This window comes from Actinomycetospora aeridis, assembly GCF_037400275.1.
GTDB classification, from domain to species: domain Bacteria; phylum Actinomycetota; class Actinomycetes; order Mycobacteriales; family Pseudonocardiaceae; genus Actinomycetospora; species Actinomycetospora aeridis.
Map to the genome: position 1 here is coordinate 1 of NZ_JBBEGL010000020.1, position 24826 is coordinate 24826.

Genomic DNA, 24826 nt, shown 5'->3' on the forward strand with positions numbered 1-24826 from the left:
GCGCCGGCACGATCGCCACCTTCCCGTGGGATCAGAGCCTCCACCACACCCGGGGCGCTTCAGAGGGAGAGACCCACGACCGAACCCAGACCAGCTTCAGTGCATCCGTGAGCACCTTCTTCGCCTGCGCGCCACGCAGCGCGCCCTGGTGCGCATGTGCCTCGAGGATCACCGAGTTGTCGTCTGATATCCCGTCGAGCTGAACCTTCCCGCCCTCAGGAGTCGTGATCTTCCGAGGTCGGAGCGTCTTCTCGAAGTACTCCGACGCGCGGGCGAGGATCTCCGGCTCCGCGTCTCGCTGAGCAGCACTGTCGCTCGCGTGGGACATGCGGAGCAGGCTAGACGGGTTGTCCGACAGCCCCGCCGTAACGCGGAGCAACAGGACGGCGATCTCGTGCGGGAGATCCACGACCCCGGGGGGACGGCATGGGTAAGCGCGCGAACATCCGGAGCACGGCACGGAACACGGCGGCGCTCATGGAGCACGCCGAGCGCGACGAGCTGGTGGCGCGAGGACTGCTCCCGTCAACCGCGTCGGTCGCGGACGCGCAGGCCAAGCAGCGGGAGATGGTGGCCGAGCGCAGGGCAACCGTGCAGCGTGAGGCCGAGGACAACGCCAGCCCGAAGACGCAGCTCCTCGTAGGCGCGGTCATCTCGGTGCCGCTGATCGTGCTCGCCATCGTGTTCTCGTCGGCGGTCCTTGGGTGGATCGCCGCGATCGTCACGGGAGCGTCGCTCCTCGCCCTCCTGACGTCGTCGAACGACGCGAACCGGCGCGACAGCCGCGAGGCCGCCGAGTCCGAGACGTAGGCCCGCTGAGTTGACCGCTGGGATCTTCGCGCTCGCAGGCGTCTTGCTCGGTGTGCTTCTAGAGCCGGCGCGCGCCCGGTTCGCTTCCCGCGCTCGGAACCGCCAGGAGCGCATCGAGCGATGTGGCCGTCTCGTCGAGGCAGCCGCGACAGCTCTTCGTCTAGGTGCGTCACTCAACGACGTCTCCCGGAAGACCCAGAGGCAGGGCGGTAGGGCACCAAAGGAAGAACAGCTTCAGTCGATCATCACCGACTACAACCTCGCGTACGACCGCACCGGGGTCGCTGTGGCGTTGATCAGGCTCAGCGGACCCGACGAGCTCGCAGAAGCAGCCGATGCAGTCCTCATGGCCATCGATGCGCACCACGCGAAGCTTCAAGAGCCGGACGACGAGGCGAGCCGTGCCGATCCCACTGCGCTGCCCGATGCCCTCCGACGTGCTCGCGAGGAGACCCGAGCAGCCGTCGACGAGTTCTCGAGCACGGCACGCCGATTCACCCGCTAGTTGCGTCGCGCTGGACCTCTTCGGTGCCCTCCGACAGAACTGGCCGAAGACGATGAAACCGTCGAGGATCTGGCTGCGTCTGCACGGGTGCAGCTGGGACCAGGTGGCCCGCGCCAATCGACGCTCTTGGTGAGCTAGTCCGGTGCTGCGTCCGTGTCGCCGCACGCCTCGTGATGTTCGCCGTGGTGCGGATCGTGGTGCGAACTAGAGGCCACAAGAGAGTCGTGGGGTCCCCGGAGACACGCAGGTGAGAACAAAGATGCAGGTAGGAGTCTTGAGACACACCTTAGCGCCTTCTTACAAGCCCTTGGTCAAAGGCCTGTCTGTGTCGACCGCGGTCACTCGTCAGGCGTCGAGGGCCGCATCGAGGAGGACTGCCGCGCCGACATGAAGTTCTCCGCGGCTGACGTAGGTGTCCTTGAGGAACTGGGCCTGGCCCATGAGGTCGGCCTTCATGCGGTCAGTCATCGCGAGCTCATCGTCGAGGATGGTCGCGTAGGTGCGGCGCCACGTGTGCGGCGTCATCCAGCCGAGGCTGACTTCCTCGCGGACCGACCGCAGGGTCCTCCTCACGTTAGACGGGTAGCGATAGGTGATCCGCCCGTCCCTGCCGGCGGCCGGAAAGAGAGGCCAGCTCTCGTCTCCGGGCTGGATCAGGCGCTCGCGGAGGAGATCGGCGGCGAACTGGGGGAGCGGAATCACGCGGAGGGCGGCTTCGCTCTTGCCGTCGTGGCGCACGAGGCCCTTGCCTTTCACCCACGTCACGTTCCCGGCGATGGTGACGACGGGCACCCGCATTGGTCCGTGATCGCCGCGAACCAGCACGCCGTCGAGGTTCACGTCGAGCCGACGGACGGCGAGCGCTTCTCCGATCCGCAGGCCGGTACCGAGGCAGAGCCGGACGAGCTCTGGCAGTTCAGCGGCTCGAGCGACTCGCTGGAGACGCCGAACTCGGGCGTCGTCCGAGGTGCCGTCGAACCAGCCCAGCAGCGCTTGGCGCTCGTCGACGGTCAGACCACGCGGCTTCTTCTTGGCTTGACCCTTGGGCTGCTCGATGCGGTCGAGCTCGCGGACCGGGTTCGCCGGCAGGGCCTCGTGCAGCACGCCGACCTGGAGCACCCCACTGACGATCGAGCGCATGGTGCGGCGGGTCGCGGGCGCGTAGCGCGGCTCGAGGGCCTCGAGAAAGGCGTCCAAGCGCGCGACGGTGCACTCGCGCAGCTGGAGCGCGCCGAGGGCCGGTAGGACCGTGCGCTCGAGGTGGTAGGCGTACAGGGCGTATGTCGAGTCCTCGCGCTTTCGGTAGATCTTCGCGAGGTAGAGCTCGGCCGCGTCCGAGAACCGCGACGCGGGGGTGAGCGAGCTGCCACCGCCGGCGCCGCGTTGACGGTCCTGGATCGTGTGGTGCAGCGCCCCTCGTGCTGCCGTCTTCGAGGGCCCCTGCTTCCAGAGCCGGCGGGTGACACCGTCGTGATCCCGGAAGCGGCATCGGGCCACCCAGACCCCGGGCGACTCTTCCTTGGCCGTGATCGCCCCGGGGGTACCGAGGGGGAGTGGCGGACGGGCCATCGAGGGTCTCCCGGACGAGACTCGGAGGAGTTTCCGGCCGGTAAACGGCCGGTCGATCTCCGGGAGACAAGCACCGCAGGCCCGACACCTGCAACTTTGGGTGCGCCGTCAGGGACTCGAACCCCGAACCCAGTGATTAAGAGTCACTTGCTCTGCCCATTGAGCTAACGGCGCGTGATCGGAGACCTTAGCAAAGCCTGGATCCCGATCCAACGGCGGGTGGCCCCGCCGCCTTCCGGGTGAGTGACGGGACTTGAACCCGCGACACCTGGGATCACAACCCAGTGCTCTGCCAACTGAGCTACACCCACCATGGCAACCCTCCGGGCGTCCCCGGTGAGCTGTGACCAGCCTACAAGCCGGGTGCCAGCCGGTTGCGGGCGGCCTCGCCTCGGGGGAGGTCCCCGTTCAGGGGCTCGAGGGAGCGTCCGGAGCGGGCCGGCCCTCCGCGTCCGGCGGCGAGCCGAGCGCGCCTCGCCGCTCCGCCATCGCCTGGCGGATGACCACCTTGCCCGCCGCGGTGAGCGGCAGGGCCGTGATCGCCCCGAGCAGGCCGCCCGAGAAGCCGCCGACGAGGACGGCCACGAACGCCGCCACGGGGGAGAGCTCGATCGCCTTCGAGAACACCCGCGGCGCGACGAGGTAGTTCTCCACCCCCTGGTAGACGATGAAGAACACCAACGTGGCGACGGCGAGCCCCACGCTCACCGAGAGCGCGGCGAGGATGCCGACGACCGACGCGAGAGTCGCCCCGATCTGGGGGATCGCGTCGAGCACGGCCACGACGATCCCGAGGAGCGCCGGGTACGGCACCCCGGCGACCAGGAAGAACAGGAACGAGACCACGCCGGCGACCCCGGAGACGATCAGCTGCCCCGACACGTAGCCGCCGATCCGGCCCAGCGCCTGGTCGGCGGTCGCGATCCGGTCCTCACGGACGAGCATCCGGTCGATGCCGGCGCGGATGCGGGGCATGGCGAGGGTGAAGTAGACGAGCAGCACCAGCACCGTCAGCGCCGAGAACACGCTGCCGAACACCACGCCGAGCACGCCGAACACCGTCGTCACCGTCGCGGTGATGGCGGGCCCGAGGGCGCCGAGCGCCTGCTGGAGCTGCTGGTGGTGCGCCGGGTCGCTCAGTACCTGACCGAGCGATGTGCCGGCCCCACCGGTTCGCTGCCCGAGCCGGGCGAGCAGCTGCGGGAGCTGCTCGGTGAGGGCGCCGATCTCGTGCACCGCCGGGACGACGAGCACCGCGAGCAGCCCGGCGCCGACCAGCAGCAGGGCCACGACGACCAGCACCAGCGCCAGCCCGCGGCGCAGGCCCTTCGCGGCGCACGCGCGGATGGCGGGCTCGAGCCCGGTCGCGAGGAAGAAGCCGACGAACACCAGGATCAGGGCGCCGCGTGCGGCGTAGACGGCGACCGCGACGAGGCCGACGACGAGGACGGTGGCCGTGATCGCCGCGACGTCCCACAGCGGTATCCGCCGCGGCCCGGGCAGCGGCTCGCTCACCGGGCGCCCGGCACGGTGCGCAGCTCGTCGCGGTCGGGGCTCATCGAGCTCTCCTGGGGTCGGCGCGGCCTCGTCGGGACACATCATCGCGGTGCGGGACGCCGCTCGTCATGCGTCACGGGTGAGGCGGTCGGGCCGCGGTGGCGGGAGGCTCGTCCCGAGAGCCGCCCGCCGGAGGTCCGCGCATGACCGACACCCCGCCCCGTGACGCCACCCGGACGACCAGCGCGACGCCCTGGTACCGCGCCCGCTGGTTCCTCCCGGTGCTGCTCGCCGTGCTGGCGATCATCTTCATCCTCGAGAACCGGGATCTGGTGACGATCCGGCTGCTCCTGCCGGTCGTCGTCATGCCGCAGTGGGCCGCCCTGACGATCACGCTGATCATCGGGCTGCTGATCGGGTTGATGCTGCGGCGCCGGCGGCGCTGAGGATCTCACCCGCACCGGGCGAGGCGAAGCGGGCGGCGTCCGGGCAGCGTCGGGCGCACGCCCAGCCCGAGGAGGACCCATGCCCGGTGGCAAACCGAACATCCTCGTCATCTGGGGTGACGACATCGGCATCACCAACCTGTCCTGCTACAGCGACGGGCTGATGGGCTACCGCACCCCGAACATCGACCGGATCGCGGCCGAGGGCATGCGGTTCACCGACTCCTACGGCGAGCAGAGCTGCACCGCGGGTCGCGCGGCGTTCATCACCGGGCAGAGCGTCTACCGCACCGGCATGAGCAAGGTCGGGTTCCCCGGCATGGACGTCGGGCTGGACGCCGCCGACCCGACGATCGCGGAGCTGATCAAGCCGCTGGGCTACGCCACCGGACAGTTCGGCAAGAACCACCTCGGCGACCTGAACAAGTACCTGCCGACCGTCCACGGCTTCGACGAGTTCTTCGGCAACCTCTACCACCTCAACGCCGAGGAGGAGCCGGAGCTGCCGGACTACCCCGGCAAGGACGCGTACCCGCGGCTGCACGGGTTCCTGTACCCGCGTGGGGTCCTGCACTGCTGGGCGACCGAGGAGGACGACGACACCGTCGACCCCAAGTACGGGCGCGTCGGGAAGCAGCGGATCGAGGACACCGGTGCCCTCACGAAGAAGCGCATGGAGACCGTCGACGACGAGTTCACGTCGGCGTGCGCGGGGTGGATCCGCACGCAGCACGAGGCGGGCACCCCGTTCTTCTGCTGGATGAACATGACCCACATGCACCTCCGGACGCACACCAAGCCGGAGAGCCTCGGGCAGGCAGGCTTCTGGCAGTCGCCGTACCACGACACGATGATCGACCACGACCGCAACGTCGGGCAGCTGCTCGACCTGCTCGACGAGCTCGGGATCGCCGAGGACACGATCGTCATCTACTCCACCGACAACGGCCCGCACGCCAACACCTGGCCGGACGGCGCGACGACCCCGTTCCGCAGCGAGAAGGACACCAACTGGGAGGGTGCCTTCCGGGTGCCCGAGGTGATCCGCTGGCCCGGCCACATCCCGGCCGGGGTGGTGTCGAACGACATCGTGCAGCACCACGACTGGCTGCCGACGTTCCTGTCCGCGGCCGGCGAGCCCGACATCGTCGAGAAGCTCAAGACCGGCCACCAGGGGTTCCGCGTCCACATCGACGGTTACGACCTGCTGCCCTACCTGACCGGCGAGGTCGAGCACTCGCCGCGTCGCGGGTTCGTGTACTTCTCCGACGACGGCGACGTCCTCGGCCTGCGCTTCGAGAACTGGAAGATCGTGTTCCAGGAGCAGCGCAAGGAGGGCACGCTCGGCATCTGGGCCGAGCCGTTCACGGTGCTGCGGGTGCCGAAGCTGTTCAACCTGCGCACCGACCCGTTCGAGCGCGCCGACGCCACGTCGAACACCTACTGGGACTGGTTCCTCGACCACGACTACATCGCGCTCTACGGCGGCGGGATCGTGTCGGCGTTCCTCGAGACGTTCCGCGAGTTCCCGCCGCGCCAGGAACCGGCCAGTTTCACGATCACCCACGCGGTGGAGAAGCTGCACGCGTTCCTCGCCAAGGACTGACGAGTGCTCGCGTCCTGGCGGGACGGGCCGGCGCGGCGGGCGATCGAGGACTTCGTCCGCCGCACCACCGACCCGTCCTCGCCGGAGGTGATCCCGGCCGAGGAACGGATCGTAGTCACCGACAACGACGGCACGCTGTGGTGCGAGAAGCCGATGCCGATCCAGCTCGACTTCCTGGTCCGGCGCCTCGGTGTCCTGGCGACGGCCGACCCGTCGCTGCGCGACCAGCAGCCCTACCAGGCGGCCTACGAGCGCGACACCCGCTGGCTCGGCGCCGCGATGGTCAAGCACTACCGCGGCGACGACACCGACCTCGGCCTGCTCAAGGCGGCGGTGACGAGCGCGTTCGACGCCGTCGAGGTCGAGGAGTACGACCGCGCGGTGCGGGCGTTCTTCGCCGAGGCCGACCACCCGACGCTCGGGCGCCCGTACCGGGCCTGCGGCTTCGTGCCGATGGTCGAGCTGCTGCGCTACCTCGAGGCGCACGACTTCACCGTCTACATCGCCTCGGGCGGCGACCGGGACTTCATGCGCCCGATCGCCCCCGAGCTCTACGGGGTGCCGCCGGAGCGGGTGATCGGCAGCGCGCTCGGGATCGACTACCGCGACGGCCGGCTGCTCTACCGCGCGGAGATGGACTTCTTCGACGACGGTCCCGAGAAGCCGGTGCGCATCTGGAGCCGCATCGGGCGCCGCCCGGTGATCGCGATCGGCAACGCCAACGGCGACCTGCCGATGCTCGAGTTCGCCGGGGTCGGGCTCCCGGCGCTGCGGCTGGTGGTGCGCCACGACGACGCCGAGAGGGAGACCGCCGACTCCGGTGGCGCCGAGGAGCTGCTGGCGCGAGCCGCGCGCGAGGGGTGGACAGTGATCAGCATGAAGGACGACTGGGAGCGCGTCTTCACATGACGGCCGACCTGCGCCGGGTGCCCGCCCAGACCTTCACCATGGGCTCCGACCGTCACCACGCCGAGGAGGCGCCGGCCCGCCTGGCGAGCGTGGACGGGTTCTGGATCGAGCGGCACCCGGTGACGAACGCGCAGTTCGCGCGGTTCGTGCGCGAGACCGGCCACCGGACCGTCGCCGAACGTCCCCTCGACGCCGCCGACTTCCCGGGCGCCCCGCCGGAGAACCTGCAGCCCGGCTCGATGGTGTTCGTCGGCACCGACGGGCCGGTCGACCTGCGGCACCTCGCGCAGTGGTGGGCGTGGATGCCGGGCGCGCTGTGGCGGCGTCCCGAGGGTCGTGGTTCGTCGCTGGCCCACCGGCCCGACCATCCCGTCGTGCACGTCGCGCACGAGGACGCGGCGGCCTACGCGGCCTGGGCGGGACGGGCGCTGCCCACCGAGACCGAGTGGGAGGCCGCGGCCCGCGGCGGGCTCGACGGCGCGGCCTACACCTGGGGCGACGAGAACCGTGACGGCATGGCCAACCACTGGCACGGGGCGTTCCCCTGGCGGGCCGAGCGCGGGTACGGGAGGACGACGCCGGTCGGCACCTTCCCGCCCAACGGCTACGACCTCGTCGACATGGCCGGCAACGTCTGGGAGTGGACGGCCGACCGCTGGTACGGGGCCGCCGAGCCCAGCCACGTCGTCAAGGGCGGCTCGTTCCTCTGCGCCGACGAGTACTGCGCGCGCTACCGCCCCGCCGCCCGCCGGCCCCAGCCCGTCGACACGGGCATGAGCCACCTCGGGTTCCGGTGCGTCGTGCGGGATCAGCCGGCGGGCGGCGGTGCCTGACCGCCGGCGGGGCCCTTCTCCGTGGCCTCGGCAGCCTGCACGCCGGCACGGTCGTCGGCGATCACCGACGACGCCGCGGCCTGGGCCTCCTCGGTGCTCGGGCCGGGCATCGGCACGAAGGCCGTGCGGCGGTAGTACTCGAGCTCGCGGATCGACTCGCGCACGTCGGCCAGCGCGCGGTGCGCGAGACCCTTCTCGGGCTGCGCGTAGTAGATGCGGGGGTACCAGCGGCGGCACAGCTCCTTGATCGAGCTGACGTCGACCATGCGGTAGTGCAGGTAGCCGTCGAGCTCGGGCATGTCGCGGGCGATGAAGCCGCGGTCGGTGGCGATCGAGTTGCCGCACAGCGGCGCCGAGCGACCCTCGGGCACGTGCTCGCGGATGTAGTCGAGGACGAGCTTCTCGGCCTCGGCCATCGTCACCGTCGACTGCCGCACCTCGTCGGTCAGGCCCGACTTCGCGTGCATGTCGCGCACGACGTCCGGCATCGCGTCCAGCGACGCGTCGGACGCGTGGATGACGACGTCGACCCCCTCGCCGAACGGGACGAGATCCGCGTCGGTCACCAGGGCGGCGATCTCGATCAGCGCGTCGTTCCGCAGATCGAGGCCGGTCATCTCGCAGTCGATCCACACCAGCCGGGCACTCACGTCCCTGACCCTAACGGCGTACCAACGAACGGGCCTCTCCGCCGTCGATCACGAACGGGGCCAGCAGCCCCGGCGTGACGTCGTCGACGAGCTCCAGCGCGCGGGCGGTGTCGACGTCGAGGACCTCGTAGCGGCCGCGCCCGGCCGCGGTCACCGCGTGCAGCGTGACCAGCCCGGCGCGGCGCTGGGTGAGGCTCTGCTCGAGCCGCCAGCCGATGACACCACCGCGGCGCAGGACGACGGTGCGCCGCACCCAGGCGCCCTGGCGCGCGACGAGGTGGTCGCGGGTGAGCGCGTGACCCAGCGACCGGATGCGGTCGACCGCGAGCAGCGCGGCCCCCACCAGCAGGATCGGCACGACGACGCCGTCGGCGGGCGCCTCGGGCAGGGCCAGCAGCACCACGGCGACCACCAGCGCCGGGCCGAGCGAGCGCGTGACGCGGCGCGTCAGGGCGGCACGGGGGTGGCGCACGAGGGGGGTGCGGGTGGCGTCCTCCTCGACCAGGCCGAGGACGCCGGACGCCACCCGGTGGGCCTCCCGGCGCGGCATCGCCGGCCCCACGGCGCCGACGTGCTCGCCGGACCCGTCGGAGCGCAGCCCGGTGGTCAGCGCGAGCGGGCGCGCGCCGCGCCCGAGGCGCACGAGCAGCGGTTCGTCGAGCTCCACCCCGCGGATGCGCCGCCCCTCGAGCGAGAGCGTGCGGCGGGTCAGCAGCCCGCGGCGCACAACGAGCCCGCCGTCGTCGGCGCGGGTGAGCCGGTAGCCCCACCAGCCCTCGACGAACACGACGGCCGCACCGACAACGGCCGTGACCAGCAGCGCCACCGCGCCGAGCCAGATCGGCGCGCGCCCCGCGGTCTCCTCGATGACCTGCCGGCCGGGACGGAACGAGAACTCCTCGGCCAGGCGCAGCAGCCCGAACCAGACGGCGCCGACGACGGCGAGCGCGGAGAACGTCAGCGGGGCGAAGCGCACCCAGGACCAGCGGAGCCTCGCCAGCTCCGGGGCAGCCGCCTGTCCGGGCAGCGCCTCGCCCAGCAGCAGGGCGCGCAGCCGCTCGGCCTCTCCGCGCCGCACGGCGTCGAGGGTGAGCTCGGCGTCGTCACCCCCTTCGCGACGCCCCGTACCGACGCGGACCACCGCGAGCCCGAACAGGCGGTGCGCCGGGTTGGCGGTCAGGTCGGCGGTGCGGATGCGGTCGCGGTGCACGGCGTGGTGGTGGCGGCGCAGCAGGCCGGTTCGCAGCTCGACGCGGTCGGCGCCGATGCGGTAGGTCGTCGTGAACCAGCGCGAGGCCCCGAACACCAGCACCGCCACGGCGAGCGCGACCCCGAGGCCGAGCCGCCAGCGGTCGTCGGTGGAGCCGCCGGTGATCGCGATGACGAGCAGCACCGGCACCAGCTTCGCCAGGTCGACCACGGGGTGGACGACGAGCATGCGGCGGTCGAGACGCAGCCAGGGGTCCTCGTTCACGTCGCGTCACCGCCGAGGTGCTCGGTGGCCCGGGTGAGCCGCTCGGCGAGGGTGACCGCGGCGTCGGCGTCGAGCCCGTCGATCGTCAGGGCGCCCGACGAGGACGCCGTCGTCACCGTCACCGACGACAGCCCGAACGCGCGCTGCAGCGGCCCGCGGTCGGTGTCGACGGTCTGCACCCGCGAGATCGGCGCGATCCGCCACTCCAGGCGCAGCCAGCCCGACAGGGTGTGCACGGCATCCCCGGTGACCTCCCACCGGTGCCGCGCATAGCGCAGGCGCGGCACGACGAGCAGGTGCGCGACGCCGAGCACGACCGTCGCGACGCCGGTGAGCACCATCAGCCGGGCGAGCTCGGGCAGGAACCACGCCACCGCGGCCTGCGGCACGAGCAGCACGAGGGTGCCGAGACCCGAGCGCACGGCCCACCAGAACCGCGCACGCGGGCTCACCTGGTGGGCCGGCGTGCGCAGGTGGGGGGCCGGCGACGTCACCCGACCAGTCTGCCGAACATCAGGAGGACACCATCAGGACGCGGAGGACCCGAGCTCCTTCTTGAGGATCTTTCCGGTGTTGTTGCGGGGCAGCTCGTCGAGGAACTCGACGTCGCGGGGCGCCGCGAAGCGGGCGAGGTGGTTCTTCACGTGGTCGCGCACGCCGTCCGCGTCGACCTTCGCGCCCGGCTCGAGGACGAGGTAGGCGGCGAGGCGCTGGCCGTACTCGTCGTCGTCCACCCCGATGACGGCCGCCTCCTTGACGCCGTCCATGTCCGCGAGCAGGCCCTCGACCTCGCCGGCGTGGATGTTCTCGCCGCCCGAGACGATCATGTCGTCGGCGCGGCCGGAGATGAACAGCAGCCCGTGGCGGTCGTAGTGGCCGAGGTCGCCGGTGCCGAGCATGTCGTCGACGACCTCGGTCTCGCCGCGCCCGCCGGTGTAGCCGGTGAAGAGCATGTCGTTGCCGACGAAGATGCGCCCCGTCTCGCCGGCCGGGAGCTCCCGGTCGTCGTCGCCGAGGATCTTGACGGTGGTACCGACCGGCGGGCGACCCGCGGTGCCGGGCTCCGAGCGCAGCTCCTCGGGCTTCGCGATCGAGGCCCACGAGACCTCGGTGGAGCCGTAGAGCATGTAGAGCTTGTCGCCGAACGTCTCGAGGAACTCGGTGACCTTCGCCGGGGGCATCGCCGAGCCGGTGGCGGTGACGGTCGCGAGCGCGGAGGTGTCGTAGCGGGCCTTGACCTCGTCGTCGAGCTCGAGGATGCGCTGCAGCATCACCGGCACCGCGAACATCGAGGTGCAGCGGTGCTGCGCGAGCTGGGCCAGCGCGTCCTCGGGGTCGAACTTGCGGCGCAGGATGAGCGTCGAACCCATCAGCGACCCGATCTGGAACGCCGCGAAGCCCCACGTGTGGAACAGCGGCGCGCACACGAGGGCGGGCTCCTGGGCGGTCAGCGGGATGCGCGAGAGGATCGCGTTGACCACGCCGATGCCGTTGGGGGAGGGGCGCTCGGCGCCCTTCGGCGTCCCCGTGGTGCCCGAGGTCAGCACGATCGTCTTGCCCTGCGGCGGCCGCGTCGGCAGCGCGTTCGAGCCGTCCGCGCTGATGAGGCCCTCGAGGGTGTCGTCGCCCCAGCAGCCGACGCCCTCGGTCCAGGCGGTGATGCGCTTGACGTCGCCGGGCACCTGCTCGAGCCGGTCGGCGAGGTCGGAGTCGACGACGATCGTCGTGATCTCCTGCTCCTCGGCCACCGCCTTCATCTGCGCGGGGGAGAGCCCGGTGTTGAGCAGGACGACGTCCGCGCCGACCTTGCTGACGGCGAGGATCGTCTCGATGGGGCCGCGGTGGTTGCGGCACAGCACCGCGACGCGGCTGCCGGGGCCGACGCGGCGGTCGGCGAGCGCGCGGGCCAGGCGGTCGGTGCGCTCGTTCATCTCGCGGAAGGTGACGGTGCCGCGGTCGTCGACGACGGCGACGCGCTCCGGGTGGCGCCAGCGCCCGACGAGGAACGCCGTGGTGGGCGTGAACCCGTAGCGGTAGAGCGCCGTCGGGAACATCGCGGCACGGTGCGGCGCCACCGGGGCGACGACGCCCGCTCCGGTCAGCAGCCGCAGCCCGGTCGCGAGCTCGGTCGGGGTGCCGAACGGGGTCTTCACCAGTGCACTCCAGGGAGAAGTCGGGCCATGGCCTGCGCGCCGCGCGAGAGCGGACCCGTGGCGAGCGTGCGCGCGTCGTCGTGGTTCGGACGGTCACTACCCTCACGCGCCGCGGCTGACTCCGGGAACACCCGGTACGCGACGTGCATGACGGCGTCCTTGAGCTGCGGCGTGAGGGCGCCGGCGACCGCGCCGCACGTGCCGAGCAGCGTGCCGACGTGCTTGGGCCGGTCGACCAGCGCGTGCATCACCTTGTCCGCCGCCTCCTCGGGGGAGTCGGTCGGGAAGGCGTCGTAGATGCGGGTCGGGGCGATCATGGGCGTGCGCACCAGCGGCATGTGGACCGTGGTGAACGTGACGCCCTCGCCGAGCACCTCCGTCGCGACGATCGACGCCCACGCGTCGAGCGCCGCCTTGCTCGCCACGTAGGCGGAGAAGCGCGGCGGGCCGGTCTGCACGCCGATGGAGGAGATGTCCACGATGTGCCCGAAGCGGCGCTCCAGCATGTGCGGCAGCAGCGCGAGGGTCAGGCGCACGGCACCGAAGTAGTTGATGGCCATCGTGCGCTCGAAGTCGTGGAAGCGCTCCAGCTCGAGGCGCACGCCGCGGCGGATCGAGCGACCGGCGTTGTTGACCAGCATGTCGATGCCGGTGTCGGGCCCGGAGTGGTCGTTGATCATCGCCTTGACCAGGGCCTCCACCGACTCCTCGTCGGTGATGTCGCACGAGTACACCCAGGCCTGGCCGCCGTCGCGCTCGACCTGGGCCTTGACCTCCTCGAGCTCCTCGGTGCGGCGCGCGACGAGCAGCGGCACCCCGCCGGCGCGGGCGACCTTGAACGCCGTCTCCCGCCCGATCCCCGACGACGCGCCGGTGATGACGACGCGGCGACCCTGCAGCGCGCCGCCCTCGCGGGGGCGGCGGTGGCGGTTGGGGTCGAGGTGCTCGCGCCACCAGGCGACCAGGGCCGGGGCGTAGTCGCCGATCTCGGGGCTGGCGATGCCGCTGCCGACCAGTGCGGCGTTCGTCCGCTCGGCGGTGAAGCGGGCGCCGAACGTCAGGTGCGGCAGGACCTCCGGGGGGATGTCGAGCTCGGCCAGCACGATGTCGCGGGCGGCGGCGAGGGCGGGGACGGTGCTCGCGGCGCCGGCCGCGCGCTGCAGGAGGCCGCCGACGGCGTCGGGCATCGTCGCCAGCAACTTCGGGGCGCCCAGCGGACCGGCGAGGGCGTTGTAGACCTCGGAGAGCGGCTGCGGGCGCGGGTGCACGAGGTGGAACGCGCGCCCGTCGAGGCCGGGCCGGTGCACGAGGTGGACCATCGCGTCGGCGACGAAGTCGACCGGGACGACGTTGGTGGCGCCCAGCTCGGGGATGGCGAACCGCAGCGCCGCCGGCAGGCGCCCGAGCAGCGCGATCGCGGTGAGCAGGTAGTACGGGCCGTCGACCTTGTCGATCTCGCCGGTCTGCGAGTCGCCGACCACGACCGCGGGGCGGTAGACGCGCCACGGGGTGGTGGACTCCTCGCGCACGATGCGCTCGGCCTCGTACTTGGTCGCGTGGTACGGGTTGTCGAAACGCTGGCCGACGTCGAGGTCGTCCTCGGTGAACGTCCCCTCGTACTCGCCGGCGACGGCGACGCTGGAGACGTGGTGCAGGCAGCCCGCGTCGATCCGGGCGGCCAGCTCGACGATGCCGCGCGTGCCGTCGACGTTGGCCGCGCGGTTGGTGTCGTCGTCGGCGGTGATGTCGTAGACCGCGCCGAGGTGCAGCACGTGGTCGACGCGGCCCTTCAGCCCGTCGATCTCCGCGTCGTGCAGGCCGAGGCGGGGCCGCGTCAGGTCGCCGACGACGGGCACGACCTTGTCGTGGCCCGGGGTGTCGGCGAGACGGCGCAGCAGCCGGTCGCGCGAGCCCTCACGGACCAGCGCGTACACCGCCTCGCAGTCGTCGCGGGCGAGCAGGCGCGTGAGCACCGTCCGGCCCAGGAACCCGGTACCGCCGGTCACCAGATACCGCATGGCGCAGGATCGTGGCACAGGCCACCGAGCACCGCCACGCGCCGGGTTACCGGCCGGTCACCGCTCGGGGTCGGTCATCTCGTCGACCTGCTCCTCGACGTCGTCGCCGGCGGCCTTCACCTGCTCGGTGGTCTTCCGCTCGCGGGACTCCGCGGGGTCCAGTCCCTCGACCAGCGCCTCCTCCTCGTTGTACTCCGCGACGTAGCGCTGCTCGATGTTCGCGGCCTCGTTGCGCTGCTCGCTCATGGCGCCCGACGGTAGGGGGTAGGAAGGCGAGGTGCCGGACGACGTGTGGGACCTCCCCGCCGAGCAGCAGCGCGCCCTGCGCCGGGCGGACGGCGCCGGGTTCCGGGCGCCGATGCTCGCGACGCTGTCGAAGGAGCACCCGCCGGGGGCCGGGTGGGTGTTCGAGCGCAAGCTCGACGGCGTGCGCGTCATCGCCACCCGCGAGCGGGGACAGACGCCGCGGCTGTGGTCGCGCAACCAGAAGTCGATGGACGGCAGCTACCCCGAGATCGTCGAGGCGCTGGCCGACGGCGGGCCCGACCGGTTCGTCCTCGACGGGGAGATCACCGCCGCCGACGGGACGTTCTCGAGCCTGCAGGCGCGCATGCACCTCCAGGACCCGAACCGCGCACGCCGCACCGGCGTGGACGTCGAGGCGCACCTGTTCGACCTGCTGGTGCTCGACGGCATCGACGTGACGCGGCTGCCGCAGTCCACCCGCCACCGGATCCTGGACGCCGTGGTGACGATGGACCCGCCGCTGTTCCGGTCCCCGGCGCTGGAGGGGGACCCGTCGGACCTGCTGGCCGAGGCGTGCGCCGGCGGCTGGGAGGGGCTGATCGCCAAGCGCAGCGACGCCCCGTACGTCGTCGGCGGGCGCAGTCGCGACTGGCTCAAGCTCAAGTGCGTCCGCGACCAGGAGTTCGTGATCGGCGGCTGGACCGACCCGTCCGGAGCGCGTCGCGGGCTCGGGGCGCTGCTGGTCGGGTACTGGTCCGCGGGGGAGCTCCGCTACGCCGGCAAGGTCGGGACCGGCTACGACGCGGCCACGCTGGCGATGCTGCGCGACCGGCTCGACGGCCTGGCGGTCGACGAGTCGCCGTTCGTCGACGCCGTCCGCGAGAAGGGGCAGCACTGGGTGCGCCCGGAGCTCGTGTGCGCGGTGGGGTTCGGCGAGTGGACCACCGACGGGCGCCTGCGCCACCCGCGCTACCAGGGCCTGCGCGTCGACAAGGACCCCGCCGACGTCGTGCGGGAGCAGTGAGCTCGCTGCCCGGCTTCCTCGCCCGCTGGTCCGCGGCCCACGGCGGGATCGAGCCGTCGGGCCTCGTCCTCGGGTGGCTGCGGGTGGTGTTCGTGCTGGTGCGCCCGCTGGCGGAGCGCCGGGTGCCGCCGTGGGTGCTGACGATGCTGTCGTGCCTGTGCGGGGTCGCGGTACCGCTGTGGGTGCTGGGCGGGCTGCCGGTGGTCGGGGCGGTGTCGGCGGTGCTCTGCGCCCTGCTCGACGGGCTCGACGGCGCGGTGGCGGTGCTCACGGACACGGCGACGGACTGGGGCCGCGTGCTCGACCCGCTCGTCGACCGGATCGGCGACGTCGCCTTCCTGACCGCGCTCGTGCTGGCGGGCGCGCCCGGCTGGCTCGCGGTCGGGGTGGGGACGCTGACGCTGCTCCAGGAGTCGGTGCGGGCGTCGGCGCGGCTGCCCGACGTGGGCGTGGTCAGCGTGTGGGAGCGCCCGTCGCGCGTGATCGTCACGGCGCTGGGGCTGCTGGGGACGGCGGTGAGCCCGCAGCTGCCGGTGGCGACGATCGCGGTCGCCATCGCGGCGGTGCTCGCGGTCGTCGGCTTCACCCAGGTGCTGGTGACGGTGTTCCGCCGGCTGCGCTGACCGGCCCATGTGAGCGAACTTCGGGCCTATAGGCCCGAAGTTCGCTCACATACGAGGCGGGCCGTGATCTCGGCGGACAGGGTGACCAGCGGCAGGCCGCCGCCGGGGTGGGCGGAGCCGCCGACCAGGTACAGCCCCTCGACCGGGGAGCGGTTCGCCGGGCGCAGGAACGCCGCGAGCGCGCCGTCCGACGACGTCCCGTAGATCGACCCGCCGGGGGAGAGCGTCTCGCGCTCCAGGTCGGCGGGCGTGCGCACGACGCGGTGGCGGATGCGGTCGCGGACGTCGACGCCGCGCTGCGCCATGAGCGCGAGGACACGATCCGCGTAGCGCGCCGCGAGCCCCGGCGCGTCCCAGTCGACACCGCCGCCCGGATCGTGGCGCGGCGCGGTGACCAGCACGAACCACGTCTCCGAGTCGTCGTCCGGACGCAGCGCCGGGTCGTCGGGCGCGTGCACGTACACCGCGGGCGACGACGCCGGCCGCCCGGCCCGGTACGCGTCGAACTCGGCGTCGTAGGCCGCGCGCGTCGGCGGGAAGAGCACGCGGTGGTGCGGGGTCGCCGGGTCGCGCCCCGCCAGCCCGAGCAGCAGCACGAACCCCGACGACGAGGGCGTCGTGCGGGCCAGCCGGCGGGCCGAGGGACGGTGCGGGAGCAGCCCGCCGGGCCCGTAGACGGTGGCCGCGTCGGCGTTGGCGACGACGACGTCGGCACCCAGCCGCTCCCCGGACGCCAGGCGCACCCCCGCCGCGCGACCGTCCCGCACGTCGACCGACGCCACCCGCGCACCCGTCCGCACGGTCACCCCGAGCGCGCGGCACCGGTCGGCGACCGCCGTGACCAGCCCCCGCAGCCCGCCGCGGACGTACCAGGACCCGAACTCCTGCTCCACGTACGGCACCACCGCGAGCGCCGCCGGGGCGCGCCGCGGGTCCGAGCCCGAGTAGGTGGCGTAGCGGTCCAGCAGCATCCCGAGCCGCTCGTCGCGCAGGTACCGCGCGCCGACACCGCGCAGGCTGCGCCACGGCGCGACGGCGCGCAGGTCGCGCACCCGCAGCGACAGGCGCGCGAGCCCGGCGGGGGACACCGGCGACTCGAGGAAGTGCTCGTGGGTCGCGTGCCAGACCCGCTCGGCGTGGGCGAGGAACGCCGACCACTGCCCGCCCGTCCCGGGTCCGAGCGCCTTGTCGAGGGCGTCCGGAATGTCGGAGCGGGCCCCGGGCAGGTCGAGCGTCGTGCCGTCCCCGAAGCGGTACTGCGCGGCGACGTCGAGGTGCTGCAGGTCGAGCACCTCGCGCAGCGGCGCCCCGGTCTCGGCGAAGAGCCGCTCGAGCACGGGCGGCATCGTCACCAGCGACGGGCCGGTGTCGAAGCGGTACCCGCCGACCTCGAGCGTCCCGAGCTTGCCGCCCACCCGGTCGGCCTGCTCGAGCACGGTCACGTCGTGCCCGCCGGCGGCGAGCCGGGCCGCGACGGCGAGGCCCCCGAGACCCGCGCCGACGACGACGGCGCTCACGCCGCGGCCGGTGTGACGGGTCGCCCCCGCCACCGCAGCGTGCCGGCGCGCCGCGCCCGCCAGGAGTCCGCGGTGAGCGCGGCGAGGGCGAGCACCGAGACGGGGTGGGCGAGGGCGTCGCCGACCCGGGCGCCGGTGCGCCGCGCCGCCAGCGCCCGGCCGGCCACGCCCGCGAGGTAGCCCGCGAGCCCGACCCGCGAGCCGCCGAGTGCCGCGAGCGCCGGCACCACGTGCACGAGACCCAGCAGCCCGATCACCGCGGCCGCCCGCGGGCGGGTGCCGAACGCCGCCCACAGCGACTTCGTGTAGCCCGCCCGCACCTCCGCCGCGCCCCGGTACATCCGGCAGGACGCGACGCCGGTGCCGTCGGCGACGACGCCGGTGTAGCCGTGGCGCTTCAGGGCGCGCAGCAGCGCGATGTCGTCGAGCACCTCGGCCCGCGGGTGGCCGCCGGCGTCCCGGTAGGCCCGGGCGTCGACGGCGAGCAGCTGGCCGTTGGCGGCGGTCAGCGTCGGGCGCGGCGAGCGCTCGGCGATCCCCAGCGGGAGCGTCGCGAGCCACGACCAGGCGAGCAGCGGCTGGACCAGGCGCTCGCTGGGTGACACGGCGACCTGCCGCGGGTGCGGGCTGACGAGGTCGAGCCCGCCGGTGCGCAGCAGGTCGACCGTGGCCGCGAGCCCGTGCGGCGCGACGCGGACGTCGGCGTCGACGAACACCAGCACGTCGGCGCGGGTGGCCGCCGCGAGCTGCCGGCACGCCCAGGGCTTCGCGAGCCATCCGTCCGGGGGCGGGTCCCCGTCGAGCACCCGCGCGCCGGCCTCCCGGGCGCGCGCCGTGGTGGCGTCGGTGGACCCGTCGTCGAGCACGAGGATCTCGGCCGGGACGGGCCAGCCGTCGACGGCGGCGCGCAGGGCCCGCACGCAGCCGCCGATCTGGTCCTCCTCGTCGCGGGCGGGGACGAGCACGGCGACGCGCTCGCGGGGCGGCGCGGCGGCGGGGTCGGGGACGCGCAGGCGGCGCAGGTTGTCGACGGTCAGGGCGAGCGACGCGCCGGCGAGGGCCGACCCGAAGGCTGCTCCGATGGACAAGAACTTCACGCCGCGACCCGGTGGACCGCGGCGCGGGGTGGGGCGCCGCTGCCGTGACGGCGCAGCACGACGATCAGCGGCACGCCGACCAGGCCCATCAGTACGCCGCCGACCAGCGCGACGCTCGGGCGTCCGAAGAACACCGCGGCGGCCATCGTCGAGGACAGGAACGTCCAGAGCCACAGCGCGAGCGGGAGCCGGTCGTCGGCGGCCGGGCGGGGGGACATGACGCGGTCGAGCGCCGCGATCATGACCAGCGCGACGAGCAGCCACCCTGCGAAGTTCGAGACCGGGATGCCGGGCACGCCGGGCAGCGCCGGGGTCGGGTCCAGCCAGTACCAGTTGCCGGCGTCGACCATCTGCGGGTCGAGGAAGACGTCCCAGCTCGCCAGCGCCCACGCGCCGAGCAGCGTCGTCGCGCCGCGTCCCCGGCCGAGCGCGGCCGCGAGCCGTCGCCCGACGATCAGCGCCGGGTAGGACATCATCGTCCACGCCGCGGGCACCACCAGCGGCACGCCGAGCGCCGAGAGGCCCAGCGCGTCGGTGTAGCGGTACTCCCCGAACGGCAGGCCGGTGGCGAGCCCGACGGCCTCGACGACCAGCCCGCCGCCCCCGGCGACGACGACCAGCCCGACGGCCGCGCCGGGCCCGCGCGTCAGCAGGGCGTGCCCGACCGAGGCCAGGGCGAAGAGCACGACCGAGAGCACGGTCAGCGTCGGGGTGCCGCCGCCGGTCAGCGGGAAGGCGATCTGCACGGCCACGGCGCCCGCCCCGAGCAGCCAGGGCGCGAGGTGGCGTCGGGGCAGGCCGCTGACGTAGGCGGACACCGCCGACGTCGCCGCCGACACGGCCGACACCGCCGTCACCGTCCGGCTCCGGCGAGCACCGGCGTGGATGCGTCCGCCGGTGCGGCCGCTGGAGCCTCGCGCCACCGGCGGTCCAGCGCGTCCGTCGTCGCCCACCCGACCAGCAGCAGGACGTGCAGCACGAACAGCCACAGCGCGACGGCCACCGTCGCGCCGACGACGTCGAGCCCGCCGAACGGGATGCCGAGGTCGATCGGCAGGGCGAGGAAGAGCAGGAACCCCTGGAGGAAGCCGGCGAGCACGGCGGCGGTGCCGAACGCCCCGAGCAGGGTGGCGGGCCAGCCGAGGCGGCCGGGCGCGACGACGCGGAAGCCCCACGCGATGACGACGCCGAGCACGACGAACGAGAGGTGGAACGCGACGACGACCTGCCCGAGCGTGCCGCCGACGCCCCCGGCGCGGGCCAGGTCGCCCAGCAGCGGGGCGCTCGCGAACACCCCGAGCGCGAGGACGGGCACGGCGAGCACGAGCGGCAGCAGCGCGAGCCGGGCGCGCCAGCCCGTGAACCGGTCGTGGCGCGGCGCCAGACGCAGGCAGGCGCGGCGCAGGCCCTCGCCGTAGAAGGTGGCGGGCAGGATCGTGATCAGCGCGCCCCACGGGCCGAGTCCCAGCCCGGCGCGCACGAGCGCGTCCCACACCGGACGGGCGCCCATCTCCGGCGGGACGAGCAGGCGCAGGTCGGCGAGGTGGGTCGCGACGGTCGCCGGCGAGCTGATCAGGGCCGCGCCCCACACGGCGAGCAGCAGCCAGGGCACGACCCCGAGCCCGGCGAAGTAGGTCAGGCCGGCGGCGACGGCCGCGAGGTCCCGTCCGCGCAGCGTCTCCGCGACCGACCGGACCACCGACCGGGCCGGCGCGACCGGCGCGCGGGTCGACGAGGGGAAGGGCACCGCCCGGGCGTACCCCACGCCTCGTCCCCACAACCGGCACCGGCGGGCGTCACAGCGCCGCCATGTGCGCACTTTCCGGGCCCGGAGGCCCGGAAAGTGCTCACGTACGTCAGAGAAATCCTGAGATCGGACCGATGAGTCCTACCCGGCTACCGAGTCTCACACGGTGAGGGCGGGGAACGGCCCCGCCGATCCTCATCGAGGGGGACGGGTCGATGAACCCGCGACAGCGCACCGGAGTGCTCCTGCTCGTGTCGGTGACCTCGCTGATGGCCGCACTGGACACGCTGGTGGTCTCCACCGCGCTGACCACCATCCGCCAGGACCTCGGCGCGAGCGTCGAGTCGCTGGAATGGACGGTCAACGCCTACAACCTGACCCTCGCCGTGCTGCTCGTCCCGGCCGCCGCGCTGGGCGACCGCTTCGGGCGCCGGCGCGTCTTCACCGCGGGCCTGGTGCTGTTCACCATCGCGTCGGCGGGCTGCGCGCTCGCCCCGGACGTCGGCACGCTCGTGGTCGCCCGCGCCGTCCAGGGCGTCGGCGCCGCGGCGGCCACCGCGCTCGGGATGACGCTGGTCGGCGCGGCGTACCCGCCCGAGCAGCGCGGCCGCGCCCTCGGCGTGCTGGAGGGCGTCACGGGCCTGGCGGTGCTCGCGGGGCCGGGGCTCGGCGGGGTCGTCACCGACCTCGTCGGGTGGGAGTTCGTGTTCTGGCTCAACGTGCCGATCGGCCTGGTCGTCGTGCCGCTGGTGCTCGCGGTCGTGCCGGAGTCGCACGGCGGGGACCGGACGCTCGACACCCCGGGCGTGGTGCTGCTCGCCGGGGCCGCCCTCGGCGTCGTGTGGGCCCTGACCCGCGGCAACGTCGCCGGGTGGACGTCGGGCGAGGTCGTGGGCTCGCTGGTCGCCGCGGGGGTCCTCGGCGGGGCGTTCGTCGCCCGCCAGCGCCGGGCCGTCGCGCCGCTGCTCCCGGCACGCCTGGTCCGCGCCCCCGGGTTCGTCGCCGGCAACCTCGCGACCGTCGGGCTGTTCGTGTCGATCTTCGGCGGGGTGTTCTTCTACAGCCAGTTGCTCGCGGTCGGGCTCGGCTTCACGCCGCTGCAGACCGGGCTCGGGCTGATGGCGTGGACGTCGATGCTGTTCGTGCTCGGGCCGGTGGGTGGGATGCTCGCCGACCGCATCGGCAACCGCGTGCCGCTGACCGTCGGGCTGGTGCTCACGGCGGCGGGCACGGCGTGGGTGGCGCTCGCCGCGGCCGCGCCCGACCTGGCCTACGTCGACCTCGTGCCGGGCTTCGTCGTCTCCAGCGTCGGCGGGTCGCTGGCCATGCCGGCGGCGGCCAACGCCGTGCTCGGCGGGCTGGGTCCCGACGACGTCGGCAAGGCCGCGGGCGTCAACAGCACGCTGCGCGAGCTCGGCGGCGTCCTCGGCCTCGCGGTGCTCGTCGCGGTGTTCGCCCCGCACGGCGGCTACGACGGCCCGGCCGACTTCCTCGCCGGGTTCGTGCCCACCGCCTGGGTGTGCGCGGCGATCGTGGCCGCCGGCGCGGTGGCGGGGGCGTGCGTGCCGGGGCCGGTGGCGGCGGACGAGGGGGAGCTTCAGGGATGGCGCGCGTAGGCGTCGACCAGGCAGTACAGCCCGTACGCCGCGAAGCCGACGCCGGCGATGGCCAGGGCCGCCGTGCCGAGCGTGTGGTCGGCCAGGGTGCGCAGGGCGAGGTCGAGCCCGCCGACCCGGTCCGGGTCGTCGTCGAGCACGGCTACGACCCCGAGCACGCCGATGGCGGCGAAGGCGACCGCGCGGGTCAGGTTGCCCACCGCGCCGAGCCAGCGCGCGGTGTGGCGCAGGCCCGGGGTGAGCTTCTCGGGGACGAGGTCGCCGAGGAACGTCGCCCGGATGCCGGTGAACGCCGTCGTCACCGCCGTCACGAGCACGACGACCGCCGCGGCGAGCACGAGCAGCCGCCCGCCGGGCAGGCCGAAGGCCTCGGCGGTGAGGAACTGCAGGTCCGAGCCGTCCCCGGGCGCGCGCAGCAGGTAGCGCACGGCGACGTAGACGACGCCGCCGACGCCGACCACCTTGGCGGCCGCACCGATCCGCTTGCGCAGGCGCAGCCCCCGCTGCTCGACCCAGCGGAAGCCGACGGCGGCCGCCCGCACCTGCCAGACCGCGAACGTCACGAGGCACACCGTCGCCACCAGCAGCACGAACCACCCGACGAGCCCCCCGTGGGCGACGATCGCGACGGCGCCGCGCTGGTCGACCGAGCCCCGGGCGCCCAGCGCCGCGATCTCGGCGGCGAGCCAGCCGAGCAGCAGGTGCACCACGCCGTACGCGCCGAGCCCGACGCGTCCCAGCACCTCCGACCAGTGGCCGGGGGCGTCGTGCCAGTCGGGGTCGGGAGCGACCGAGAGGGCCGGTGGGTCGGCGGGGCCATCACCCGGTCGGGCCGAGTCGGTCCCCGGCGCGGTGCTCACGGTTCCTGCATATACCCGTCGCGGGCGATCTTCACGGCGATGTGACGAGTCTTCAGCCCGTCGTCAGCCCACGGTCAGTCGTTCGTGGTCCCGGGCCGGTGCGCTCGACGGCCGGCCACCCGGTGTCGTGCGCTCGCTCGGCCTCCTCGGCCCGGCCGCCGCCGCGCAGCCCGAACAGCCGCTTGGCGACGAGGAGGTAGACGACGACGGCGAGGTTGACGACCAGCGCGACGATCTTCGTCGGCGTCGGCCCGTGGCTGATCTCCCAGATCTCGGGGGCGAGCAGCACGGTGGTGGCGACGAAGGTCAGGTACTCCGCCCACCGCCGGGCGTACCAGAGCCCGACGGCCTCGACGGCCTCGAGCACCGCGTAGGCGAGCAGGGCGACCGCGAGCCAGTAGAGCGTGGCGGAGGGGACGTCGAACGCCCGCTCGACCTCGACGAGCAGCGTCGGGCCGCCGTGCCCGACCGGACCGCCGAGCGCGCCCTGCAGGACGGCGACGATCTGCCCCGCGGTCGGGCCCCACGCCTCGCGGTAGGCGGCGAAGAGCAGCACCGCGATGCCGAACAGCGCGAGGCCGACCACGTGCAGCGCGCGGTCGAGGGCGATGAGGCGCAGCACGAAGCGGTCGCGCAGCGGGCGCCCGCGCAGCGGCACGTCGATCTCGTCGGGCCCCGGGACGGTGTCGCGGGAAGGTGTGGCCGGTTCGGGACGCGGTTCCCAGGCGTCGCAGCGCAGGCAGCGGTACCAGCGCAGACCGGCGCCGTCCTCGCGCACCAGGAGCGCGTCCTGGGCACGCACCGTGGCCGCGTCGGTGCCGACGAGCGCATGCCCGTGCAGCGAGCAGCCGAGGAGCTCGTAGCGCAGCCTCACGGCGGGTGATGCTAGGCGGGGACGGCGCCGAGCGGCGAGGGGATCGCGGCGAGCACGTCCTCCGGCCGGACGGCGAGCAGGGCGGGGTCGGGGTCGTCGGCGAAGCGGTCGCCGCGCCGGACGGTGTCGTCGCCGAGCACCGCGTGCGGGCCACCCGGCGGCGGCCCCCACTGCGACGCCGGCACGGGGCCGAAGAGCGTCACCGACGGCGTCCCGAGCGCGGTGGCCAGGTGGCTGATGCCGGTGTCGCCGGCGAGGACGAGCGCCGCGGCGCCGACGAGGTCGAGCAGCCCGGTGAGGTCGGTACGACCGCCGAGGTCGGCGTCGGGCGGCAGGCCCGCGCGGGCGACGACCTCGGCGGTGAGGCGCCGCTCGTCGGGGCCCCCGGTGACGACGACGGCGTGCCCCTGTGCCTGGAGGGCGGCGGCGCACACCGCGAAGCGCGGGGCCGGCCACCGCTTGGACCCGTAGGCGGCGCCGGGGTGCACGACGACGGGTCCGCCCGGGACGGCGCGGCGGCCGGGGAGGTGCAGGTCGTCCGGGTCGGCGTCGGACGCGAGGCCGGCGGCGACGAGCAGGTCGCACCACCGGCGACGTTCGGGTACGGCCGGGTCGTCGACCCACGCGGGGCCGTCCCAGCCCGGTGCGGCGTGCCCGATCCGCCGCCGGGGCTCCAGGGCCTCCAGCCGCGCGTGGCTCTCCGGCCCCCGCCCGTGGAGGTTCACCGCGAGGTCCGGCCCATGTGAGCGAAC

At 73.8% G+C, this 24826-nt stretch carries 25 protein-coding genes and 2 tRNA genes; 9 read left to right on the forward strand and 18 right to left on the reverse strand.

Features of this window, described 5'->3' with window-relative positions; all coding sequences use genetic code 11:
• Positions 1–31: 31 nt before the first annotated feature.
• A complete protein-coding gene (locus WCD41_RS30755; RefSeq protein WP_337719074.1) occupies positions 32–328 on the reverse strand; it encodes a hypothetical protein in 297 nt (98 codons plus the stop codon).
• A 98-nt stretch (positions 329–426) separates the two neighbouring features.
• On the opposite strand from WCD41_RS30755, the gene WCD41_RS30760 reads away from it, so the two are divergent.
• Both WCD41_RS30760 and WCD41_RS30765 read left to right on the forward strand, forming a co-directional pair.
• Positions 427–810 (forward strand): hypothetical protein, encoded by a 384-nt coding sequence (locus WCD41_RS30760; RefSeq protein WP_337719075.1) that lies wholly within the window; start codon positions 427–429, stop codon positions 808–810.
• A 10-nt stretch (positions 811–820) separates the two neighbouring features.
• Positions 821–1315 carry a hypothetical protein gene (locus WCD41_RS30765; protein WP_337719077.1) on the forward strand — a complete coding sequence of 165 codons (495 nt, stop codon included), beginning with the start codon at positions 821–823 and terminating at the stop codon, positions 1313–1315.
• 345 nt (positions 1316–1660) lie between these two features.
• On the opposite strand, the gene WCD41_RS30770 is transcribed toward WCD41_RS30765, so the two are convergent.
• From WCD41_RS30770 to WCD41_RS30785, 4 genes are all read right to left on the reverse strand, one after another.
• Positions 1661–2884, reverse strand: coding sequence for a tyrosine-type recombinase/integrase (locus tag WCD41_RS30770; RefSeq protein ID WP_337719078.1), 1224 nt, complete (start codon positions 2882–2884; stop codon positions 1661–1663).
• A 101-nt stretch (positions 2885–2985) separates the two neighbouring features.
• Positions 2986–3058, reverse strand: a tRNA-Lys gene (locus WCD41_RS30775).
• Between the two features lie 64 nt (positions 3059–3122).
• Positions 3123–3195: transfer RNA gene (locus tag WCD41_RS30780), tRNA-His, on the reverse strand.
• Positions 3196–3292: 97 nt separating this feature from the next.
• Positions 3293–4399: an AI-2E family transporter gene (locus tag WCD41_RS30785; RefSeq protein WP_337719079.1), complete on the reverse strand. Its 1107-nt coding sequence runs from the start codon at positions 4397–4399 to the stop codon at positions 3293–3295.
• A 185-nt stretch (positions 4400–4584) separates the two neighbouring features.
• On the opposite strand from WCD41_RS30785, the gene WCD41_RS30790 reads away from it, so the two are divergent.
• From WCD41_RS30790 to WCD41_RS30805, 4 genes are all read left to right on the forward strand, one after another.
• Positions 4585–4827 (forward strand): LapA family protein, encoded by a 243-nt coding sequence (locus tag WCD41_RS30790; protein WP_337719080.1) that lies wholly within the window; start codon positions 4585–4587, stop codon positions 4825–4827.
• A 79-nt stretch (positions 4828–4906) separates the two neighbouring features.
• A complete protein-coding gene (locus tag WCD41_RS30795; protein ID WP_337719081.1) occupies positions 4907–6433 on the forward strand; it encodes an arylsulfatase in 1527 nt (508 codons plus the stop codon).
• Positions 6434–6436: 3 nt separating this feature from the next.
• A complete protein-coding gene (locus WCD41_RS30800) occupies positions 6437–7342 on the forward strand; it encodes an HAD family hydrolase (RefSeq protein ID WP_337719082.1) in 906 nt (301 codons plus the stop codon).
• A complete protein-coding gene (locus tag WCD41_RS30805; RefSeq protein WP_337719083.1) occupies positions 7339–8175 on the forward strand; it encodes a formylglycine-generating enzyme family protein in 837 nt (278 codons plus the stop codon). Before WCD41_RS30800 ends, WCD41_RS30805 begins: the two co-directional genes overlap by 4 nt.
• Here WCD41_RS30805 and orn read toward each other — a convergent pair.
• Genes orn through WCD41_RS30835 form a run of 6 tightly spaced genes read right to left on the reverse strand, consistent with a single transcriptional unit; the run spans position 8151 to position 14716 of the window.
• Positions 8151–8825, reverse strand: coding sequence for an oligoribonuclease (gene orn / locus WCD41_RS30810; protein ID WP_337719084.1), 675 nt, complete (start codon positions 8823–8825; stop codon positions 8151–8153). The genes WCD41_RS30805 and orn overlap by 25 nt on opposite strands.
• A 10-nt stretch (positions 8826–8835) precedes the next feature.
• Positions 8836–10299 (reverse strand): PH domain-containing protein, encoded by a 1464-nt coding sequence (locus WCD41_RS30815; protein ID WP_337719085.1) that lies wholly within the window; start codon positions 10297–10299, stop codon positions 8836–8838.
• Entirely contained in the window at positions 10296–10793 is a 498-nt protein-coding gene (locus WCD41_RS30820; RefSeq protein ID WP_337719086.1) for a PH domain-containing protein, read from the reverse strand. The genes WCD41_RS30815 and WCD41_RS30820 overlap by 4 nt, the downstream gene beginning before the upstream one ends.
• A gap of 33 nt (positions 10794–10826) precedes the next feature.
• Positions 10827–12452, reverse strand: a complete 1626-nt coding sequence (locus WCD41_RS30825; RefSeq protein ID WP_337719087.1) for an AMP-binding protein — start codon at positions 12450–12452, stop codon at positions 10827–10829.
• Entirely contained in the window at positions 12449–14470 is a 2022-nt protein-coding gene (locus WCD41_RS30830; RefSeq protein WP_337719089.1) for an SDR family oxidoreductase, read from the reverse strand. Before WCD41_RS30830 ends, WCD41_RS30825 begins: the two co-directional genes overlap by 4 nt.
• Positions 14471–14527: 57 nt before the next feature.
• Complete coding sequence (locus tag WCD41_RS30835) at positions 14528–14716, reverse strand: hypothetical protein (RefSeq protein ID WP_337719090.1); 189 nt, start codon at positions 14714–14716, stop codon at positions 14528–14530.
• A gap of 31 nt (positions 14717–14747) precedes the next feature.
• Between WCD41_RS30835 and ligD the strand changes: the two genes are divergently transcribed.
• Entirely contained in the window at positions 14748–15740 is a 993-nt protein-coding gene (gene ligD / locus WCD41_RS30840) for a non-homologous end-joining DNA ligase (protein WP_337719091.1), read from the forward strand.
• On the forward strand, positions 15737–16363 hold the full coding sequence (locus tag WCD41_RS30845; RefSeq protein ID WP_337719092.1) for a CDP-alcohol phosphatidyltransferase family protein: 627 nt from the start codon (positions 15737–15739) through the stop codon (positions 16361–16363). Before ligD ends, WCD41_RS30845 begins: the two co-directional genes overlap by 4 nt.
• A 26-nt stretch (positions 16364–16389) precedes the next feature.
• On the opposite strand, the gene WCD41_RS30850 is transcribed toward WCD41_RS30845, so the two are convergent.
• From WCD41_RS30850 to WCD41_RS30865, 4 genes are read right to left on the reverse strand one after another with little or no spacing between them, the layout of a single operon-like run.
• Positions 16390–17880, reverse strand: a complete 1491-nt coding sequence (locus WCD41_RS30850; RefSeq protein WP_337719093.1) for a phytoene desaturase family protein — start codon at positions 17878–17880, stop codon at positions 16390–16392.
• Complete coding sequence (locus tag WCD41_RS30855; RefSeq protein WP_337719094.1) at positions 17877–18977, reverse strand: glycosyltransferase family 2 protein; 1101 nt, start codon at positions 18975–18977, stop codon at positions 17877–17879. The genes WCD41_RS30850 and WCD41_RS30855 overlap by 4 nt, the downstream gene beginning before the upstream one ends.
• Positions 18974–19825, reverse strand: coding sequence for a carotenoid biosynthesis protein (locus WCD41_RS30860; protein ID WP_337719095.1), 852 nt, complete (start codon positions 19823–19825; stop codon positions 18974–18976). Before WCD41_RS30860 ends, WCD41_RS30855 begins: the two co-directional genes overlap by 4 nt.
• A 5-nt stretch (positions 19826–19830) precedes the next feature.
• The gene (locus WCD41_RS30865; protein WP_337719096.1) at positions 19831–20742 is read right to left on the reverse strand and encodes a YhjD/YihY/BrkB family envelope integrity protein; all 912 of its coding nucleotides are present in this window, start codon (positions 20740–20742) and stop codon (positions 19831–19833) included.
• Between the two features lie 197 nt (positions 20743–20939).
• Here WCD41_RS30865 and WCD41_RS30870 point away from each other — a divergent pair, with 197 nt between their 5' ends.
• On the forward strand, positions 20940–22340 hold the full coding sequence (locus tag WCD41_RS30870; RefSeq protein ID WP_337719097.1) for an MFS transporter: 1401 nt from the start codon (positions 20940–20942) through the stop codon (positions 22338–22340).
• Here WCD41_RS30870 and WCD41_RS30875 read toward each other — a convergent pair.
• The 3 genes from WCD41_RS30875 to WCD41_RS30885 all read right to left on the reverse strand — a co-directional run.
• On the reverse strand, positions 22322–23200 hold the full coding sequence (locus WCD41_RS30875; protein WP_337719098.1) for a DUF1206 domain-containing protein: 879 nt from the start codon (positions 23198–23200) through the stop codon (positions 22322–22324). The two genes, WCD41_RS30870 and WCD41_RS30875, sit on opposite strands and share 19 nt — an antisense overlap.
• A 52-nt stretch (positions 23201–23252) precedes the next feature.
• Positions 23253–24074 carry a DUF2127 domain-containing protein gene (locus WCD41_RS30880; protein WP_337719099.1) on the reverse strand — a complete coding sequence of 274 codons (822 nt, stop codon included), beginning with the start codon at positions 24072–24074 and terminating at the stop codon, positions 23253–23255.
• A gap of 11 nt (positions 24075–24085) precedes the next feature.
• Positions 24086–24826, reverse strand: a 741-nt coding sequence (locus WCD41_RS30885; protein WP_337719100.1) for a glycosyltransferase family 9 protein, incomplete at its 5' end; no start/stop codon positions are given.